This is a genomic window from Streptomyces sp. NPDC048191, from assembly GCF_040652655.1.
GTDB lineage: Bacteria > Actinomycetota > Actinomycetes > Streptomycetales > Streptomycetaceae > Streptomyces.
Map to the genome: position 1 here is coordinate 513,990 of NZ_JBEZMO010000002.1, position 18,045 is coordinate 532,034.

General features: G+C 70.0%; 9 protein-coding genes. 2 read left to right on the forward strand and 7 right to left on the reverse strand.

Features of this window, described 5'->3' with window-relative positions; all coding sequences use genetic code 11:
• Positions 1 to 13: 13 nt before the first annotated feature.
• The 6 genes from pulA to AB0D93_RS05435 form a co-directional block, all read right to left on the reverse strand.
• Positions 14 to 5,389, reverse strand: coding sequence for a pullulanase-type alpha-1,6-glucosidase (gene pulA, locus AB0D93_RS05410; protein WP_362113286.1), 5,376 nt, complete (start codon positions 5,387 to 5,389; stop codon positions 14 to 16).
• A gap of 169 nt (positions 5,390 to 5,558) precedes the next feature.
• The gene (locus tag AB0D93_RS05415) at positions 5,559 to 6,941 is read right to left on the reverse strand and encodes an alpha-amylase family protein (RefSeq protein ID WP_362113289.1); all 1,383 of its coding nucleotides are present in this window, start codon (positions 6,939 to 6,941) and stop codon (positions 5,559 to 5,561) included.
• A gap of 136 nt (positions 6,942 to 7,077) precedes the next feature.
• Positions 7,078 to 8,748: a glycoside hydrolase family 13 protein gene (locus AB0D93_RS05420; RefSeq protein WP_362113532.1), complete on the reverse strand. Its 1,671-nt coding sequence runs from the start codon at positions 8,746 to 8,748 to the stop codon at positions 7,078 to 7,080.
• Between the two features lie 160 nt (positions 8,749 to 8,908).
• Entirely contained in the window at positions 8,909 to 9,817 is a 909-nt protein-coding gene (locus tag AB0D93_RS05425) for a carbohydrate ABC transporter permease (RefSeq protein WP_362113292.1), read from the reverse strand.
• Positions 9,818 to 9,836: 19 nt separating this feature from the next.
• Positions 9,837 to 10,841: a sugar ABC transporter permease gene (locus AB0D93_RS05430; RefSeq protein WP_362113295.1), complete on the reverse strand. Its 1,005-nt coding sequence runs from the start codon at positions 10,839 to 10,841 to the stop codon at positions 9,837 to 9,839.
• 104 nt (positions 10,842 to 10,945) lie between these two features.
• On the reverse strand, positions 10,946 to 12,220 hold the full coding sequence (locus AB0D93_RS05435; protein WP_362113298.1) for an extracellular solute-binding protein: 1,275 nt from the start codon (positions 12,218 to 12,220) through the stop codon (positions 10,946 to 10,948).
• Positions 12,221 to 12,530: 310 nt separating this feature from the next.
• On the opposite strand from AB0D93_RS05435, the gene AB0D93_RS05440 reads away from it, so the two are divergent.
• Both AB0D93_RS05440 and AB0D93_RS05445 read left to right on the forward strand, forming a co-directional pair.
• A complete protein-coding gene (locus AB0D93_RS05440; RefSeq protein WP_362113301.1) occupies positions 12,531 to 13,565 on the forward strand; it encodes a LacI family DNA-binding transcriptional regulator in 1,035 nt (344 codons plus the stop codon).
• A 68-nt stretch (positions 13,566 to 13,633) separates the two neighbouring features.
• A complete protein-coding gene (locus AB0D93_RS05445; RefSeq protein WP_362113305.1) occupies positions 13,634 to 14,506 on the forward strand; it encodes a phosphatase PAP2 family protein in 873 nt (290 codons plus the stop codon).
• On the opposite strand, the gene AB0D93_RS05450 is transcribed toward AB0D93_RS05445, so the two are convergent.
• On the reverse strand, positions 14,488 to 17,502 hold the full coding sequence (locus AB0D93_RS05450) for a bifunctional [glutamine synthetase] adenylyltransferase/[glutamine synthetase]-adenylyl-L-tyrosine phosphorylase (protein WP_362113308.1): 3,015 nt from the start codon (positions 17,500 to 17,502) through the stop codon (positions 14,488 to 14,490). The two genes, AB0D93_RS05445 and AB0D93_RS05450, sit on opposite strands and share 19 nt — an antisense overlap.
• Positions 17,503 to 18,045 lie beyond the last annotated feature (543 nt).

Consider the following 18,045-nt stretch of genomic DNA (forward strand, 5'->3'; position numbering starts at 1 on the left):
AACGGCCCCGACCCTACTTCGCCACCCGGCTGAACACCGCCACCGTCCGCGCCGGGACGCTGAACGTGCCCGAATCGGCCGCATAGGAGGAGGTCTTCACCACCGGATCGGTGCCGGAGGCCTGCACCGGGTGCAGCCGGTAGGACGTCCCGGCCAGGGCGTCGATCTTCTGCTCCTGTCGTTGCGGGGTCGCGTTGAAGACGACGACCAGGTCACCGAGACGCATGGTGATGACACCCGGAGTCTCGTCCTTGCCGGACAGCGGGAAGGACAGCTCGTCCTGCACCTGCGCGGCCGTGCCCAGCGAGAACGCCTTCTCGGTGGTGCGGATCCGCAGCAGGTCCTGGTAGGCGGCGGACGTGCCGGTGATCTGCGGGCAGCCGACCTTCACGCTCGTCAGCAGCGGCCGGGCGTAGTCCCACTTGGACTGGTTGTCGGCCGCCATGGGCAGCCCGCGCCCGAAGCCGTTGCCGTCGGCGCAGTTCCAGTGGATGGCGTTGAACCAGTCCCCGCTGTCGAAGGAGTTGCGGTCCAGGGACTTGGAGCGGAGCAGGTCGGTGCCCGCCTGGGACAGGGCGGGCCCCTGCGAGAGGGCGGCCGTGGCCATCGCCAGGACCTGCATGCGGGCCCGGTCGGACGCGGAGGTGTCCTTCGGGAGCTTGTAGGTCAGCGCGTCGAACAGCGACTCGTTGTCGTGCGCGTCCACATAGGCGAGGGCGTCGCCGGGCGCGGCCGCGTAGCCGGCGGGCGAGCCGTTGTAGTCGACCTCCGCTCCCGTGACGTCCTTGCCGTCGGTGTCCGTGAAGCGGTACTTCGCGAGGTTCCCGGTCAGACCGATCTTGATCAGGTCCTGGTAGTGCAGCAGACGGGCCTTCTGCTCGGCCGAAGTGCCGTTCGCCGCCGAGCCGTTGGGGTCGGTGTACAGCCCGGACGCGAAGCCCTGGACGCCGGGGTCGGAGTCGAAGGGGCTGCCGCCGCGCACCGCGTCACGGGCGCGGTCGGAGAAGGTGGCGATGCCGGTGCCGGCCATGTTCGCCTGCGTGGCCTGCACGAACCGGGCGTCGTTCGCGACCTCGCCGAAGTTCCAGCCCTCCCCGTACAGGATGATCTTCTTGCCGTCGACGCCGTCCTTCTTCAGTGTCAGCGCGTCGAGGGCCTTGCGGACCGCGAGGATGTTGGCCTTCGGGTGGTGGCCCATCAGGTCGAAGCGGAACCCGTCGACCTTGTACTCCTTGGCCCAGGTGACGATCGAGTCCACGACCAGCTTGCCCATCATCGCGTTCTCCGGCGCGGTGTTGGAGCAGCAGGTGCTGTCGGCCACCGAGCCGTCGGCGAGCAGCCGCTGGTAGTAGCCGGGCACGATCCGGTCCAGCACGCTGGTGTCGGCCTGGCCGCTGGCCGCGGTGTGGTTGTAGACGACGTCCATGACGACCCTGAGGCCGTCCTGGTTGAGCGCCTGGACCATCCTGCGGAACTGGACCGTACGGGCCGTGCCGTCCGGGTCGGTGGCGTACGAGCCCTCGGGGACCGTGTAGTGGTACGGGTCGTAGCCCCAGTTGAAGGCGTCCTTCGCGGCGGTCTTCGCCACGCACTCCTGCTGCTTGCCGGAGTCGGCCGGGTAGGAGGCCAGGTCGCAGCCGGGGCTCGCCTGGTCGGCCTTCTTCTCGGGGACGGTGGCGAAGTCGAACGCGGGCAGCAGGTGCACGTACGACGTGCCGGACTTCGCCAGCTGCCGCAGGTGCCGGGAGCCGTCGCTGTTCTTGTCGGTGAAGGCCAGGTAGGTGCCCTGGTCCCTGGCCGGTATGGTCTTGTCGGCGACCGAGAAGTCCCGGACGTGCAGCTCCTGGATCTGCGCGTCCTTCAGCGGTACGGCCGTGGGCTTGTGCAGGACCGACCAGCCGCTCGGGGCGAGGCCCTTGTCGTTCAGGTCGACGACGAGGCTGCGCCCGGAGTCCGCGGTGAGGGCGACCGAGTAGGGGTCGGTCACCTTGTTGGTCACCATCCTGCGGACGCTGGGTGCCCAGACCTTCACGACGTACCGGTAGGGCTTGCCCTTCCAGGACGCCGGGCCGGTGACGGACCAGACGCCGGTGGTGTCGTCGCGGTGCATGGCCTCGACCGAGCCGTCCAGCTCCAGTGAGACGCTGCGCGCGGTCGGCGCCCACACGGACAGGGTGGGCTTCCCGTGGTGGAAGACCGGGCCGAGCGCGGCCTTGGTGGCGGCCGGGTAGAGGTCGTCCAGCACGCCGGCGGTCTGCACGCCGGTCGCGGCCAGGACAGCACCGTTCGCGGCCCGCTGCGAGGCGACCAGCTGGCCCTTCAGCGCCTCGCGCACGCGGTCCCGGTCACGCGGGTCGACGGACCAGGCGGTGTAGTCCTTCAGGTGCGGGAACCTCGCCTTCTGGGCGTCGGTGAGTGCGGTCTTCTCCAGCCGGATCCAGCGCTCGTCGTCGCTGGTCAGCGTCCCGCCCTTGACGGCGATCGAACCGTGGGCGGAGTACAGCAGCTGGGTGGAGGCGGCGCCGTCCGCGCCGTTCCAGGCGACGGTGTCCCGGTCGATCCAGACGGCCTTGGACGTGCTCAGGTCCAGGGCGGCCGCACTGCCCGCCGGCTGCGGCAGCAGGTACTTCTCCTGCCCGTTCAACAGCCACACCTCGTAGCCGCTCGCCTTGAGGTCGAGTGACTGGTCGGCGGGCAGGTCCTTGTCGTCGCCCTTGTGGATGATGTAGCTGAGGCTGGTGGCACCCTCGGTGAGCGGCACCTCGAAGACCGCGCCATAGGCATCAGTCTTCACCGGCTTCAGCGGGTTCGACCAGTCGGTGGGGTTCGCGGCGCCCGTCCAGACGTGCAGGCCCCAGCCGTCGTAGTTCCCGTCGGCCCGGTGGTAGTGGATGACCGCCTTGGTCCTGTCCTGCGCCGGGTAGCCGGGCTTCTGCGTCAGTACGTCCGTCTTGCCCTGCTCGACCCAGACCTCACCCGTCCTGGTGACGTCGATGCTCCGGTCGGCGGAGACGTCCTTGTTGCCGTCCTTGTCGATGACCAGGAAGCCGACGTCGGAGGCGCCGGGCTTGAGCTTGACCCAGGCGAAGGCGCCGTAGGCGTCCCGGCCGGTGAAGGGGTGGCTGGCCGGCCAGTTCGTGGCCTCGCCGTCGGCGATGTCGCCCCAGGCGTACAGGCCCCAGTCGCCGTAGTCGCCGTCGGCGCGCTTGTAGTGGACGATCACGTAGTCGCGCGAGGAGGCCGTGGGTGCCTCGGGCGCGGGCGGGGTGCCGGAGGTGCTGCTCGCCGTGGCGCTCGCGGTGTGCCCGGCGGAGTCGACGACGACGGCCTTGTAGCGCAGCGCGGTCCCGGCGGGTACGTCCGCGCCGAGGGTCTGGGTGACCTTGTAGGGGGCGTGGTCGGCGGAGCCGAGCACCTGCCACTTGGCGTTGCCGGCCTGGGCGGCGAAGACGACCCGGTTCGACTGACCGCCGTCCACACCGGCGGTGACGTCCACCGTGCCGGTGGCTCCGGCGGCCGGGGCCTTCAGGGTGATCGTCGGCTCGGCGGCGGGCTTGGCGAGGGTGCCGGTGGCCTTGTAGACGACGGCGGACTCCGCCGGGACGGTGACGCCCACCTTGCGGTCGCCGTCGGTCTTCACGGTGTCGGTGGTGCCGTAGACGCCCTTGTACGACATGCCTGCGGACCCGGTCGCGAAGGTCGCCGTCTTCGCCGTGTCGGCGTTGTTCAGGGCGACGACGTACTCCTGCCCGGTCTTCGCGTCCGCGCGGGTGAAGGCGTAGACGCCCGCGCCGTCGGCCACGTACCGCTCGGTCTGGACTCCGTTGGTCAGGGCCGGGTTGGCCTTGCGGAGCTCGGAGAGCGCGGCGATCCGCCGGTACAGCGGTGCCTTCGTGTCGTAGGCGTCGCTGGCGTGGGTGCGGTCGGTGCCGATCTCGTCGTCGTCCAGGTAGTCGGCGACCTTGGAGGCGAACATGGTCTGGCGGGCGTCCTTGTCGCCGCCGGAGCCGGTGAATCCCTGCTCGTCGCCGTAGTAGACGACCGGGTTGCCGCGGCTGAGGAACATCAGCTCGTTGGCGAGTTCGTCCTTCTTCAGGATCTCGGCGTCGGTCGCCTTCGGGTTGTCCTGCTTCAGGAAGTACCCGATGCGGCCCATGTCGTGGTTGCCGAGGAAGGTGACCTGCTCGTACGCGTTGGCCTTGTCGGTCGTGTACTTGTAGTCGTCACCGAAGACGCTCGCCAGCTTCTGGGCGCTCGCGCCCTGGGAGGCGTAGGCGCGGGCCGCGTCCTGGAAGGGGAAGTCGAGGGTGGCGTCGAGGCGGCCCTGGGTGACGTACGGGGAGGTGACGGAGGTGTCGGCGGAGTAGGTCTCGCCGAACATGAAGAAGTTCTTCCGCCCGTGTGCCGCCGCGTAACGGTCGAGCGCGGTCGCCCACTGCGTCCAGAACTCCATGTTCACGTTCTTGACGGTGTCGATGCGGAACCCGTCGACGGCGAAGTCCTTCACCCACCGCTCGTAGATCTTCTCCATGCCGTGCACGACCTCGGGACGCTCGGTCCACAGGTCGTCCAGACCGGAGAAGTCGCCGTAGGTCGCGGACTCGCCGGCGAAGGTCGAGTCGCCCCGGTTGTGGTACATCGTCGGGTCGTTGAGCCAGGCCGGAACCTTGCTGTCGCTCGTGACCTTCGGGGTGTAGGGGAAGGAGGCGCGGGAGACGGCCGGGAACTTCCTGGTGCCGTCCGCGTAGTCGGCGTCGTCGAAGGGCCTGCCGTCCTTGGTCAGGTAGGGGAAGGCGCCCTTGGAGAGGTAGTCGGAGGACTTCTCCTCGTAGTTCACGACGTCGGCGGTGTGGTTGGTGATGACGTCGAAGAAGACCTTCATGCCCTTGGCGTGCGCCTTGGAGATGAGGGTCTTGAGGTCCGCGTTGGTGCCGAAGTGCGGGTCGACCCGGGTGAAGTCGGTGATCCAGTAGCCGTGGTAGCCGGCGGAGGCGTTGCTGCCCGTGCCCTGCACGGGCCGGTTCTTGAAGATGGGGGCCATCCAGATGGCGGTGGTGCCGAGCCCCTTGATGTAGTCCAGCCTCTTCGTCAGGCCCTTGAGGTCGCCACCCTGGTAGAAGCCCTTGTCGGTGGGGTCGTAGCCGGTGCTGAGCCGGGATCCGGTCAGGCCGCCCTTGTCGTTGGACTTGTCCCCGTTGGCGAAGCGGTCCGGCATGACGAAGTAGAACTGCTCGCGGGTGTCGTCGTGCCGGGCGGGCTGGGCGGCGAGCTTCGCGTCCGAAGGAGGCGGCGGGGGCGGGGTGGCCGCCTGCGCGGCCAGTGGCTGGATCAGTGCGGCGGCGAGGGCTGCGGCGGTGATGGCCGCGGCCCGTCTCGCTCTCGGTATCACAGGCGGTAACTCCTAGCGCATGCGGCTCTCTTGGATCCCTTGGGTCCGACCCCGCGCGACCGTACCGCCGCCGAAAGGATTACAGCAAGAGTCCTGAAACCATCGGTAAGGATTTTCAACCGGTGCGGCCCGCACCGCCGTGGGGCAGCGGTGCGGGCCACCGTCCGGTTCAGCAGGCCGACTTGCCGGCGTAGATCGCCAGCGCGGTGTTCGAACCGAGCGTGGCGGTGAACTGCCCACTGGAGTTCACCGACACCGTGGTGTTGTTCTGCACGTTGCAGTACGTCCCCGCGGGCAGCGAGGTCTGGTATGTCCGGGTCAGCGACGAGGTCTCGTGGTTGATCGCCACATAGCCCTTGCTCCCCCGCCCGAACCCGATGGCGTTGTTGCCGTCGTCCCACCAGTTCGTGACCGACTGGCCCCGGGTCGCGTTGCGGAAGGCGACCATGCGGATGATCTCGGGCCAGGCGTGCTGGCACTTCCAGCCGTCCTGCCAGCAGGCGTTGACCTGCCCGTTGTTGGGCGGTCCGGCGTCCGCGTCGGACCACTCGTACCCGGAGTTGATGTCCGGGGCGCCGTAGGGCCAGGCGAGCATGAAGACGTTGGCCAGGGTGTAGTTGGCGCCGTCCTTGTAGTTCAGGGTCGAGCCGTTGCGCTCGGTGTCGTGGTTGTCGACGAAGACGCCGGCCACCGAGCTGCTGAGGTAGCCCCAGCCCTCGCCGAAGTTGGTGAGGTAGGCCAGCTTCTCGTTGTTGAAGACGCGCTTGAGGTCGTAGGCGTAGCGGAACTCCTGGACGTCTCCGTTGCCGGTGTACTCGGAGGGCTGGACGGCCTCGTTCGCGCCGTAGATGACCTCCTGCTTCCAGTAGACCGAGGGGTTGGTGAGGCGTGACTTGATGTTCGCCAGGTCGTCCGCCGGGATGTGCTTGGCCGCGTCGATGCGGAAGCCGTCGGCGCCCAGGGAGAGCAGGTCGTTCATGTAGCCGGCGATCGTCTTGCGGACGTACTCCTCGCCGGTGTCCAGGTCGGCGAGTCCGACGAGTTCGCAGTGCTGGACGTTCCAGCGGTCCTGGTAGTTGGTGACCTGCGAGGTGCAGTCGTCGAAGTCGGGGTACGAGTACAGGCCCGGATAGTCGTACTTGCTGTACGTCGAGCCGCCGGTGCCGGTGCCGGTGCCGCTGCCCGCCGACATGTGGTTGATGACGGTGTCGACGACGACCTTGAGGCCGGCCGCGTGACAGGTGTCGATCATGTTCTTGAAGGAGGTGCGGTCGCCGAGGCGGCCCGCGATCCGGTACGACACCGGCTGGTACGAGGTCCACCACTGCGAGCCCTGTATGTGCTCGGCGGGCGGGGACACCTGGACGTAGCCGTAGCCGGCGGGGCCCAGCGTGGTGGTGCACTCCTTGGCCACCGAGGCGTAGTTCCACTCGAAGAGCACGGCGGTGACGTCCTTGGTGCCGGGCGGGGAGGCCTGCACTATAGTCGGGTACATGCCAATCGTAACGGCGGCGGCGAGGGCGGCCACCGCGGGGAGGGCTCTGCGTGCCATGTGGGGGTTCCTTCGTCCTTGAAGGCGCTTGCTGCAATGTTTCAACAAACTTGCGGTGACGCAGATGTTAAAGGCCCGCTGCCTGAAAGGCAGCGGGCCGTTGTGAAGTTGATGCAAGAACTTTCAGCGGGGACGGTCAGACCGTGGCGAACCACACCGTGGTGTCGGCGGGCACCTTCGTCTCGCCGTCCGCCTCGGTCACGTCCTCGCTGGCGAGCAGGACCCGGCCGTACGCGGGGGTCGTCACCGACTCCCCGGTGGTGTTCGCGACGCAGACGAACTCGCCGCGCCGGAAGGCCAGTACGCCCTCGGGCGCCCGCAGCCACTCCACCCCGTCACCCGCGCCCAGGTCGGGATGCGAGCGGCGGGCGGCCAGGGCGGCGCGGTACAGCTCCAGGGTGGATCCGGCCGTGCCGGTCTGCGCCTCGACGCTCAACTCACCCCAGCTCGGCGGCTGCGGGAGCCAGCTGCCGCCGCTGCCGAAGCCGTACGAGGAGCCCTCGCGGGTCCACGGGATCGGGACGCGGCAGCCGTCGCGGAAGCCGTCCTGGCCGGCGCCGCGGAAGTACGCCGGGTCCTGGCGCACCTCGTCGGGCAGGTCCACGACGTCCGGCAGGCCCAGCTCCTCGCCCTGGTAGAGGTACGCCGAGCCGGGCAGCGCCAGCATGAGGAGGGTGGCGGCGCGGGCACGGCGCAGGCCCGTCCGGCGGTCGCCGGCCGTACGGATCTGGGTGCCGAGGCCGGGCGGGTTGGCGAAGCGGGTGGCGTGCCGGGTGACGTCGTGGTTGGACAGGACCCAGGTGGCGGGGGCGCCGACCGGGCGCATGGCCTCCAGGGTGCGGTCGACGACCGTACGCAGTTCCTCCGCGTCCCACTCGGTCGCCAGGTACTGGAAGTTGAAGGCCTGGTGCAGCTCGTCCGGGCGGACGTAGTTCGCGGTGCGCTCGACGGTGGGCGTCCAGGCCTCGGCGACGAAGATCCGCTCGCCGGAGTACTCGTCCAGGATCAGCCGCCACTGGCGGTAGATCTCGTGCACACCGTCCTGGTCGAAGAACGGCATGACATCGTTGCCCAGCAGTTTCAGCTGGTCGTGCGAGCCGAGGTCGGGCAGTCCGTCGGCCTTCACCAGGCCGTGGGCCACGTCGATGCGGAAGCCGTCCACGCCCATGTCCAGCCAGAAACGCAGGATCGAGCGGAACTCGTCGCCGACGGCCGGGTGTTCCCAGTTGAAGTCGGGCTGCTCGGGGGCGAAGAGGTGCAGGTACCACTCGCCATCCGGTACGCGCGTCCACGCGGGGCCGCCGAAGATGGACTCCCAGTCGTTGGGCGGGAGTTCGCCGTTCTTCCCCTTGCCGGGGCGGAAGTGGTAGCGCTCGCGGAGCGGGGAGCCGGGGCCCTCGGCGAGGGCGCGCTTGAACCACTCGTGCTGGTCGGAGGAGTGGTTGGGCACCAGGTCGACGATGATGCGCAGGCCGTGGGCGTGGGCGTCGCGGATCAGCGCGTCGGCGTCCAGCAGGCTGCCGAACATCGGGTCGACGGCACGGTAGTCGGCGACGTCGTAGCCGGCGTCGGCCTGCGGGGAGGCGTAGAAGGGGCTGAGCCACACGGCGTCGATGCCGAGGTCGCGCAGATGGGGCAGACGGGAGCGTACGCCCTCCAGGTCGCCCATGCCGTCGCCGTTGCTGTCGGCGAAGCTGCGCGGATAGACCTGGTAGATGACCGCGTCCCGCCACCAGTCGCGACGGCGGTCGGCGACGGCGGCCACGGCGGAGTGGGGGGCCGGTGCGGCGGAGTGCTGCTGGCTCATGGCGTCCTTGGTGAGTAACAGAGTTCGGGTCATGGGCGCGTGGGTACGGCGGCGGAGGCGGGCCTGGGACGTGCGAGGCGGCCGCGGTGTCGGCGGGGTCGGATGGACACCGCGGCCGCCTGCCCGCGCGGTCGGGCGCGCGGGAACCCGGGTGGGCGGTTCACCCCTTGGTGCCGCCGGCGGTGAGGCCGGTGACGAGGTTCTTCTGCACGAGGTAGAAGAACACCGACACGGGTATCGCGACCAGCACGGCGGTGGCGGCCATGTAGTTCCACTGGGCGTCGTGCTCGCTGACGAAGGTCTGCAGGCCGACGGCGAAGGTGTACTTGGAGTCGTCCAGCATGAAGGTCGTCGCGAAGGCGACCTCGCCGACCGCGGTGATGAAGTTGTAGAAGGCGGCCACGGCGAGACCGGGCCGGGCCAGCGGCAGGATCAGCCGGAAGAAGGTGCCGAACGGGGTGAGCCCGTCGACGCGTCCGGCCTCGTCGATCTCGAAGGGGATGGTGTCGAAGTACCCCTTCAGCAGCCAGGCGCTGTACGGCACGGCGGTGGTGCAGTTGATGATGATCAGCGACCAGTAGGTGTTGATGAGATCGAGCTGGCCGAAGATCTCGTACATCGGCACGATCAGGATGGCGATCGGGAAGGCCTGGGTGAGCAGCAGGACCCACATCAGCTGCTTGTAGCCGGGGAAGCGCATCCGGGAGACCGCGTAGCCGGTGGTGGCGGCGACGAGCACACCGATCAGGGTGGTGCCGAGGGCCACGATCATCGTCGACTTGAACCAGTCGAAGAAGCCGGTGTGCTGGAGCACGAAGCTGTAGTTGGAGAAGCTCAGCTTGCCGAGGATCTTGCCCGGGTGCAGGTAGTCGTCCTTCTCGGGGCCGAGCGACAGGAAGATCAGCCAGGCCACCGGGGCGAGGGCGATCAGGCTCGCGAGGACCAGGCCGGCGTGCAGCAGGGCGGCGCCGAGCGGGCCGTGTTCGCCGCGCCGGCGGACGCGGCGCGTGGGCTGCTGTGCGGCGGGGGCCGGCCCGGCCTCGGTCTTTTCCAGGGTCGTGGTGCTCATGGCGGCGGCTCCTGCGGCGTCAGACGGCGAGCTGGTCATTGCGCTTCAGCCAGCGGAAGTAGAAGGAGGTGAAGACGGTGACGATCGACAGCAGCAGCACGCCGTAGGCGGCCGACTGGGCGAAGTCGCGCGGCTGCTGGCCGAAGCCCAGGAAGTAGGCCCAGGTCACGAGGATCTGGGCGTCCGGGGCGCTGGTCGGGCCGAACAGCAGGAAGATGATGGCGAACTGGTTGAAGGTCCAGATGATGCCGAGGAGCACGACCGTGGAGCTGACGGACCTCAGCCCCGGCAGGGTGACGTGCCGGAAGCGCTGCCAGGCGGTCGCGCCGTCCATCTCGGCGGCCTCGTAGAGGGAGGAGTCGATGGACTGCAGTCCGCCCAGCAGCGAGAGCATCATGAACGGCACACCGCACCAGGTGTTCACCATGATCGCGGCGAAGCGCTGCCAGAAGGTCTCCTCCAGCCACTGCGGCTGGGGCAGGTGGACCGCGTGCAGGAGCTGGTTGATCACGCCGGAGTCGGAGAGCATGATCCGCCAGGAGAAGACGGTGACGAAGGTCGGCACGGCCCAGGGCAGGACCAGCAGCACGCGGTAGAGGGTGCGGCCGCGCAGCTTCTCGTTGAGCATCATCGCGAGGCCCAGGCCGATGGTGTAGTGCAGGGCCACACAGGCGACCGTCCAGACGACGGTCCACAGGAAGTGCGACCAGAACCGGTCGTACGACAACGGTCCGAACAGGATGTCCTTGTAGTTGCCGAACCCGATGTACTTGTACGTCGCCGGGATGTGGTTGACGCCGATCGTGCGTGCCGAGTTGAGGCTGTTGGCGTCGGTGAGGGTCAGGTAGACACCGCGGATCAGGGGGTAGCCCACGATGACGGCGAGCACGACGACCACCGGCGCGATCATCGCGTAGGCGTACCAGTATTTGTGGTAACCGTTCTTGATGCGCTGACCCAGCCCGGGCCGAGGCGCGCGGTCACCGCGGCGCTTGCCGGTCGCGCGGTCGATGGCGACTGTCATGGTTCGACACCTTCAATGGTTCGCGGGGTTCGGGCCGGGCGCAGGGCGGTGGCCGCCGGATCCTTCCCCCCGCTTCCCTGGGAGGATCCGACGGCCACACGGGCTCACTTGCTGAAGTCGGGCACCAGCTTGGTGATGGCGACCTCGGCGTTGCTCAGGCCCTTGTCCAGCGACTCCTTGCCGCCGGCGATCTTCGGCAGCTCGGTGTCGAGCGGACCCCACAGGGAGCTGTACTCGGGCAGCGCCGGGCGGGGCTGGGCGGCGGGCAGGACGGCCTGGTAGCCGGCGATGCCCGGGTCGGCCTTGACCTTGTCGGTGTAGGCGTCCTCGCGCGTGGGCAGCGTGGAGTTCTTCAGGGCGATCGTCTCCTGGGAGGCGGCCGAGGTCATGAACTTCACGAACTTCAGCGCCGCGGCCTGGTGGGACTTGTCCGAGCCGGCGTAGACCGCGAGGTTGTGGCCGCCGGTAGGGGCGCCCGCCTTGCCGGTGGAACCGGCCGGGACGGTGGCGATGCCGAGGTTGGACTTGTCCTTGAAGGCGCTGCCCTTGTAGAAGTTCGTGATCTCCCAGGGGCCCTGGATGATCGCGGCGACCTTGCCGTTGACGAACGCGTCCTGGATGTGGGCGTAGGCGTCGGCGGTGGTGTCGGCCTTGTGCAGGCCCTGCCCGGAGAAGGTGCTCAGCCAGGTGCCGTAGGCCTTCTTCGCGGCGGCCGAGTCGACGGTGATCTTCTTGGCGGTCGCGTCGACGGTGTCGGTGCCCTCGCCGTAGAGGAAGGTCTGGGCGTAGTAGGCCTGGGTGGAGCCCCAGTAGCCGTACACCTTGTCCTTGGAGTCGATCTTGGCAGCGTCGGCCTTCAGCTCGTCCCAGGTCTTGGGCGCCTCGGTGATGCCGGCCTTCTTGAACAGGGCCTTGTTGTAGACCAGCGCGAGGGTGTCGGTGACCAGCGGCACGCCGTAGGTCTTGCCCTGGTACTGCGCCTGCTTGATCAGGCTGGGCTGGAACTTGGCCTGGTCGGCCAGGGCCTCGGTGCCGTCCAGCGGCAGGAAGTAGCCCTTCTTCGCGAAGGCCGGCGTCCAGCCGACCTCGGAGCGCAGCACGTCCGGGGCGCCGGTGGCACCGGCGGCGGTGTCGAACTTGTTCTGCGCCTGGTCGAAGGGGACGTTGACGTACTTGACCTTGATGTTCTTGTTGGCGGCCTCGAACTGCTTGATCAGGGCCTGGTACGTCGGTGCCTCATTGGTGGCGTTGGAGGTGTCCCACCAGGTGATGGTCACCGGGCCGTCCGCCTTACCGCTGCCGCTGTCGCTCCCGCCGCAGGCCGTCGCCGCGAGGGCGAGGGACGCCACCAGCGCGGAGGCCGCTATGCCACGCCGCATGAGTTCTCCTTGAGGGTTAAAGCCCGTGTGATGCCGACTGCGCCGTTGCGGCCGCCGGGCGACCAGGAACGTAACAGCGTTGTAAGCGTTGCGAAAGACCTTGCAGAAAAAAAGTGCAAGGGAACACGATGGTTACCCTGTCGTTACCGCTCAGCGGAGCGGCAACACTTGTGCAAGACTCTGCAAGCTCTTGCCGCCACCAATTCGAGGGAGCCCGATGAGGCAGCAACCCACGACGGGCCGTCCGGCCGCTCGCGCACGGCGTCCCGTCGGTGTGCAAGGCGGCATACGACCGGTACAGTCCAGTGCCGTGACCACACGGCTTGCCGACATCGCTGCGCAGGCGGGGGTGAGCGAAGCGACTGTCAGCCGGGTCCTCAACGGAAAGCCGGGCGTCGCCGCCACCACCCGCCAGTCCGTGCTCGCCGCGCTGGACGTCCTGGGCTACGAGCGCCCGGTACGGCTGCGGCAGCGCAGCGAGGGCCTGGTCGGGCTGATCACTCCGGAGCTGGAGAACCCGATATTCCCGGCCCTGGCCCAGGTCATCGGCCAGGCGCTGACCCGCCAGGGCTACACGCCGGTGCTCGCCACGCAGACCCCGGGCGGGTCGACCGAGGACGAGCTGACCGAGATGCTGGTGGACCGGGGGGTCGCCGGGATCATCTACGTGTCCGGGCTGCACGCGGACACCACCGCCGACATGCAGCGCTATGAGCGGCTGCGGGCGCAGGGCGTGCCGTTCGTCCTGGTGGACGGGTTCTCGCCGAAGGTGCAGGCGCCGTTCATCTCCCCCGACGACCGGGCCGCGATGACGCTCGCGGTGACCCACCTGGTCTCGCTCGGGCACACCCGGGTCGGGCTCGCCCTCGGTCCGAAGCGGTTCGTGCCGGTGCAGCGCAAGATCGAGGGCTTCGTACGGGCCATGCAGGACCAGTTGGGGCTCGCCGCCGGGACGATCGAGACCGAACTCGTCCAGCACTCGCTGTACACGCTGGAGGGCGGCCAGGCCGCCGCCACCGCGCTGATCGACCGGGACTGCACGGCCGTGGTGTGCGCCAGCGACATGATGGCGCTCGGTGCGATAAGGGCGGCCCGGCAGCGGGGCCTGGAGGTGCCCAGGGACGTGTCGGTGGTCGGCTTCGACGACTCCCCGCTGATCGCCTTCACCGACCCGCCGCTGACCACGGTCCGCAAGCCGGTGCCGGCGATGGGCCAGGCCGCGGTGCGCACGTTGCTGGAGGAGATCGGCGGTACGCCCGCTCCGCACAGCGAATTCGTGTTCATGCCGGAGCTGGTGGTGCGTGGTTCGACCGCTTCGGCACCGAATGTCGTCCGTACGTCGTAGAAGGTGCGTCGCGGACCCGACCTTGGGATGATCGGTCGAGGAGGCCTTGTCTGGCAGACTTGATGCCTATGAGTGACTCGACCGTGACGCAGTCGGAAGGTCGCGAAGAGGTGGCCGTTCCGCGGACCGTCACGGATGAGGCCGGGCACGGCCCCCTGCACCGGCTGCGGCGGCCGCGCCGGCCCCGGTTCTGGTTCGAGATCCTTCTGATCGCGGTGAGTTACTGGACGTACTCACTGATCCGCAACGCCGTCCCGGAGCAGAAGGGCAAGGCGCTGCGCAACGCCGACTGGATCTGGCACACCGAGCACCACCTGGGCATCGCCGTCGAGCAGTCCGTCAACCACGCCGCGAACTCGGTGACTTGGCTGATCATCGGCATGAACTACTACTACGCCACACTGCACTTCGTGATCACGCTCGGCGTCCTGGTGTGGCTGTACCGGTGGCATCCCGGCCGGTACTCGGCCGCCCGGCTGACGCTGTTCGCGACCACGGGTGTGGCGCTGCTCGGTTACTACCTGTTCCCGCTGGCTCCGCCCCGGTTGATGCGCGACGGGCACTTCGTGGACACCGTGATGGTGCACCACACCTGGGGCTCGATGGCCTCGGGCGATCTGAAACACATGTCGAACCAGTACGCGGCGATGCCGTCCATGCACATCGGCTGGTCGCTGTGGTGCGGGCTGACCGTCTTCGCGCTGGCGTCCGTGCCGTGGGTGCGGGTGCTCGGGCTGCTCTACCCGGCGGCCACCCTGCTGGTCATCGTGTCCACGGCCAACCATTTCTGGCTGGACGCGGTGGGCGGTGTGCTCTGCCTGGCCTTCGGCTTCACCGTGGCACGGACGTGGTTCGGCGCGCTGCCGTACGCCCTGCCCCGGGTGGTGCCGGTCCGGGCGGCCCGGCCCGAACCGGCGGTGGTTCACGTTCCGTCGCCGTAGAACAGCTCCTCCACCACCGTGCGTGCCCGGCGGGTGGTACGGCGGTAGGCGTCCAGCATGTCCCCGGCGTGCCCGGCGCCGTAGCCCAGGTAGCGGCCCACGGCGGCCAGCTCGCGGGGCTCGGTGGGGAAGGTGTCCCCGGCCCGGCCGCGCACCAGCATCACCGCGTTGCGCACCCGGGTGGCCAGCACCCAGGCCTCGTCCAGGATCTCCGCCTCCTCGGCGGACAGCAGCCCGGCCTCGCGGGCGGCGGACAGCGCCTCGCGGGTGCGGGTGGTGCGCAGACCGGGGGTGTCCCAGCCGTGCCGGAGCTGGAACAGCTGCACGGTCCACTCGACGTCGGACAGACCGCCGGGGCCGAGCTTGGTGTGCAGCTTGGGGTCGGCGCCGCGGGGGAGGCGCTCGGACTCCATACGGGCCTTCAGCCGGCGGATCTCGCGGACGGCCTCCTCGCCGAGGCCGTGGGCCGGGTGGCGCAGGGGGTCGATCAGCTCGGTGAAGCGGCGGCCGAGGTCCTCGTCCCCGGCGACCGGCTCCGCCCGCAGCAGTGCCTGGGACTCCCAGACCAGGGACCAGCGGCGGTAGTACGCCTCGTACGACTTCAGGGTGCGCACCAGCGGGCCCGACTTGCCCTCCGGGCGCAGGTCGGCGTCGATGAGCAGCGGCGGGTCGGCGCTGGGCAGCTGCAGCAGGCGGCGCATCTCGGCGACGACCTTGTTCGCGGCGGCGGCCGCCTCGTGCTCGTCCACGCCGTCCTGCGGTTCGTGTACGAACAGGACGTCCGCGTCGGAGCCGTAGCCCAGCTCGTGGCCGCCGAAGCGGCCCATCCCTATGATCGCGAACCGGGTGGGGAGCAGGTCGCCCCAGCCGTCCCGGACGACCGCGCGCAGGGTGCCGGCGAGGGTGGCCTTGGTGAGGTCGGAGACCGCCGCGCCGACCCGGTCCACCAGGGCGCCCTGGTCGGCCTCGGCGGGGCTGGTCTCGGTGCCGTAGGAGCCGACGATGTCGGCGGCGGCGGTGCGGAACAGCTCGCGGCGGCGCACGCCACGGGCCGCGGTGACGCCCTGCTCGGCGTTCTCCGCGCGGCCCACGGCGGCCAGGATCTCCTGCTCCAGGGAGCCGCGCCCGCGTGCCGCGAGGCCTCTGCCGCTCCCGCCGGTGCCGTCGCCGTCACCGAGCAGGGCCACCGCCTCGGGGGCGCGCATGAGGAGGTCGGGGGCGAGGCGGCCCGCCGACAGCACGCGGGCCAGGTTCTCCGCCGCGGCGCCCTCGTCGCGCAGCAGACGCAGGTACCAGGGTGTCTTGCCGAGGGCGTCCGAGACCTTGCGGAAGTTCAGCAGACCCGCGTCCGGGTCCGCCGAGTCGGCGAACCAGCCGAGGAGGACGGGGAGCAGGGTGCGCTGGATCGCCGCCTTGCGGGTCACGCCGGAGGCCAGGGCCTCCAGGTGGCGCAGGGCGGCCGCCGGGTCGGCGTAGCCGAGGGCGACGAGGCGTTCGCGGGCCGCCTCGGCGCTCAGGCGGGCCTCGCCGGGGGCGAGTTGGGCGACCGCGTCCAGGAGCGGGCGGTAGAAGAGCTTCTCGTGCAGGCGTCGTACGACGCCGGTGTGCCGCTTCCACTCACGGATCAGCTCGGCGACCGGGTCCGTGCGCAGGCCCAGGGAGCGGCCGAGGCGCCGCTGGTCCTCCTCGGCCACCGGGACGAGGTGGGTGCGGCGCAGGCGGTAGAGCTGGATGCGGTGCTCCATCGAGCGCAGGAAGCGGTACGCCTCGTCCAGGCGGGCGGCGTCCTCCCGGCCCACGTAGCCTCCGGCGGCCAGGGCCTGGAGTGCGTTCAGGGTGGTGCCGCTGCGCAGGGCGGGGTCGGTGCGGCCGTGGACCAGCTGGAGGAGCTGCACGGCGAACTCGACGTCGCGGAGGCCGCCGGGGCCGAGTTTGAGTTCGCGCTCGATCTCGGCCGCGGGGATGTTCTCCACGACGCGGCGGCGCATCTTCTGCACGTCCGGTACGAAGTTCTCGCGCTCGGCGGCCTTCCAGACCATGGGTTCGAGGGCGTCGATGTACGCCCGGCCCAGGTCCGCGTCGCCCGCCACCGGGCGGGCCTTGAGGAGGGCCTGGAACTCCCACGTCTTGGCCCAGCGTTGGTAGTAGGCGAGGTGGGAGGAGAGGGTGCGGACCAGGGGGCCGTTGCGGCCCTCGGGGCGGAGGTTGGCGTCCACCGGCCAGATCGAGCCCTCGACGGTGGTTTCCGAGCAGATGCGCATCAGGTGCGAGGCGAGGCGGGTGGCGGCGGTGAGGGCCTTGGCCTCGGTGGTGTCCTCGGCCGCCTCGGCCACGAAGATCACGTCCACGTCGGAGACGTAGTTCAGTTCGCGGCCGCCGCACTTGCCCATCGCGATCACCGCGAGGCGGCAGGCCGCGGCGTCCTCGGGGGCGTTCGCCCGGGCGATGGCCAGGGCCGCGCGGAGGGTGGCGGTGGCGAGGTCGGCGAGTTCGGCGGCCGTCTCGGCGATGTCGGTCGTGCCGCAGACGTCGCGGGCGGCGATGGAGAGCAGGCAGCGGCGGTAGGCGATGCGGAGGGAGACGGGGTCGGCGGCGCCGGCCAGGCCGCGCTCGAACTCCTCGACGCCGGGGTGCAGGTCCCGGGGCTCGTAGGTGACCAGGGCCTGCCAGTCGCTCGGGTGACGGGCCAGGTGGTCGGTGAGGGCGGCGGAGGCGCCGAGGATGCCGAGGAGGCGGTCGCGCAGGGGCTTGGCCGCGATGAGGGTGTCCAGCAGTTCCCGGTGGGCCGTGGGGCCGTCCTGGGCCTCCAGGAGACGGACCAGGCCGTGCAGGGCGAGGTCGGGGTCGGCGGTGGCGCCGAGGGCTTCCAGGAGGACGGGGTCGTCGCGGACGGGGGCGAGTTCCGGGCCGTCGAGGAGGCGCTCCGCCGCGGAGGGGTCGGTGAAGCCGTGCCGGAGCAGGCGGGTGAAGGTACTGCTTCTGCGCCCCGGCGTCATCTCCGTGACCTCCCCGTGCTCGCGTCCCGAATCGAAACCATCCTGGCCAGAGCCTAGCCGGAGGGGACGGGAGCGGCCTCGGTGCGGTGCGGGGGGCGGGTGGGTGGTTTCGGCGGGGGCGGTCTCGGCAGGCGCGGGACGTGGTTTCGGCGGGGGGCAGAGGCGGTCTCGGTGGGCGCCGGACGCGGATTCGGCCGGGGGCAGAGGCAGTCTCGGTGCGCGCCGGACGCGGATTCGGCCGGGGGCAGAGACGGCCTCGATGCGCGCCGGACGCGGATTCGGCCGGGGCAGAGGCGGTCCCGGTGCGCGCCGGACGCGGTTTCAGCGGAGGCGGAGGCGGTCCCGCTGCGCGCCGGACGCGGATTCGGCCGGGGGCAGAGGCGGTCCCGCTGCGCGCCGGACGCGGATTCGGCCGGGGGCAGAGGCAGTCTCGGTGCGCGCCGGACGCGGATTCGGCCGGGGGCAGAGGCAGTCTCGGTGCGCGCCGGACGCGGATTCGGCCGGGGGCAGAGGCAGTCCCGGTGCGCGCCGGACGCGGATTCG

Coding starts and splice junctions, on each gene's coding strand:
- AB0D93_RS05435 (WP_362113298.1), bottom strand. CDS start 12,220: ATGCGGCGTGGCATAGCGGCCTCCGCGCTGGTGGCGTCCCTCGCCCTC.
- AB0D93_RS05425 (WP_362113292.1), bottom strand. CDS start 9,817: ATGAGCACCACGACCCTGGAAAAGACCGAGGCCGGGCCGGCCCCCGCC.
- AB0D93_RS05420 (WP_362113532.1), bottom strand. CDS start 8,748: ATGAGCCAGCAGCACTCCGCCGCACCGGCCCCCCACTCCGCCGTGGCC.
- AB0D93_RS05450 (WP_362113308.1), bottom strand. CDS start 17,502: ATGACGCCGGGGCGCAGAAGCAGTACCTTCACCCGCCTGCTCCGGCAC.
- AB0D93_RS05445 (WP_362113305.1), top strand. CDS start 13,634: ATGAGTGACTCGACCGTGACGCAGTCGGAAGGTCGCGAAGAGGTGGCC.
- AB0D93_RS05430 (WP_362113295.1), bottom strand. CDS start 10,841: ATGACAGTCGCCATCGACCGCGCGACCGGCAAGCGCCGCGGTGACCGC.
- AB0D93_RS05415 (WP_362113289.1), bottom strand. CDS start 6,941: ATGGCACGCAGAGCCCTCCCCGCGGTGGCCGCCCTCGCCGCCGCCGTT.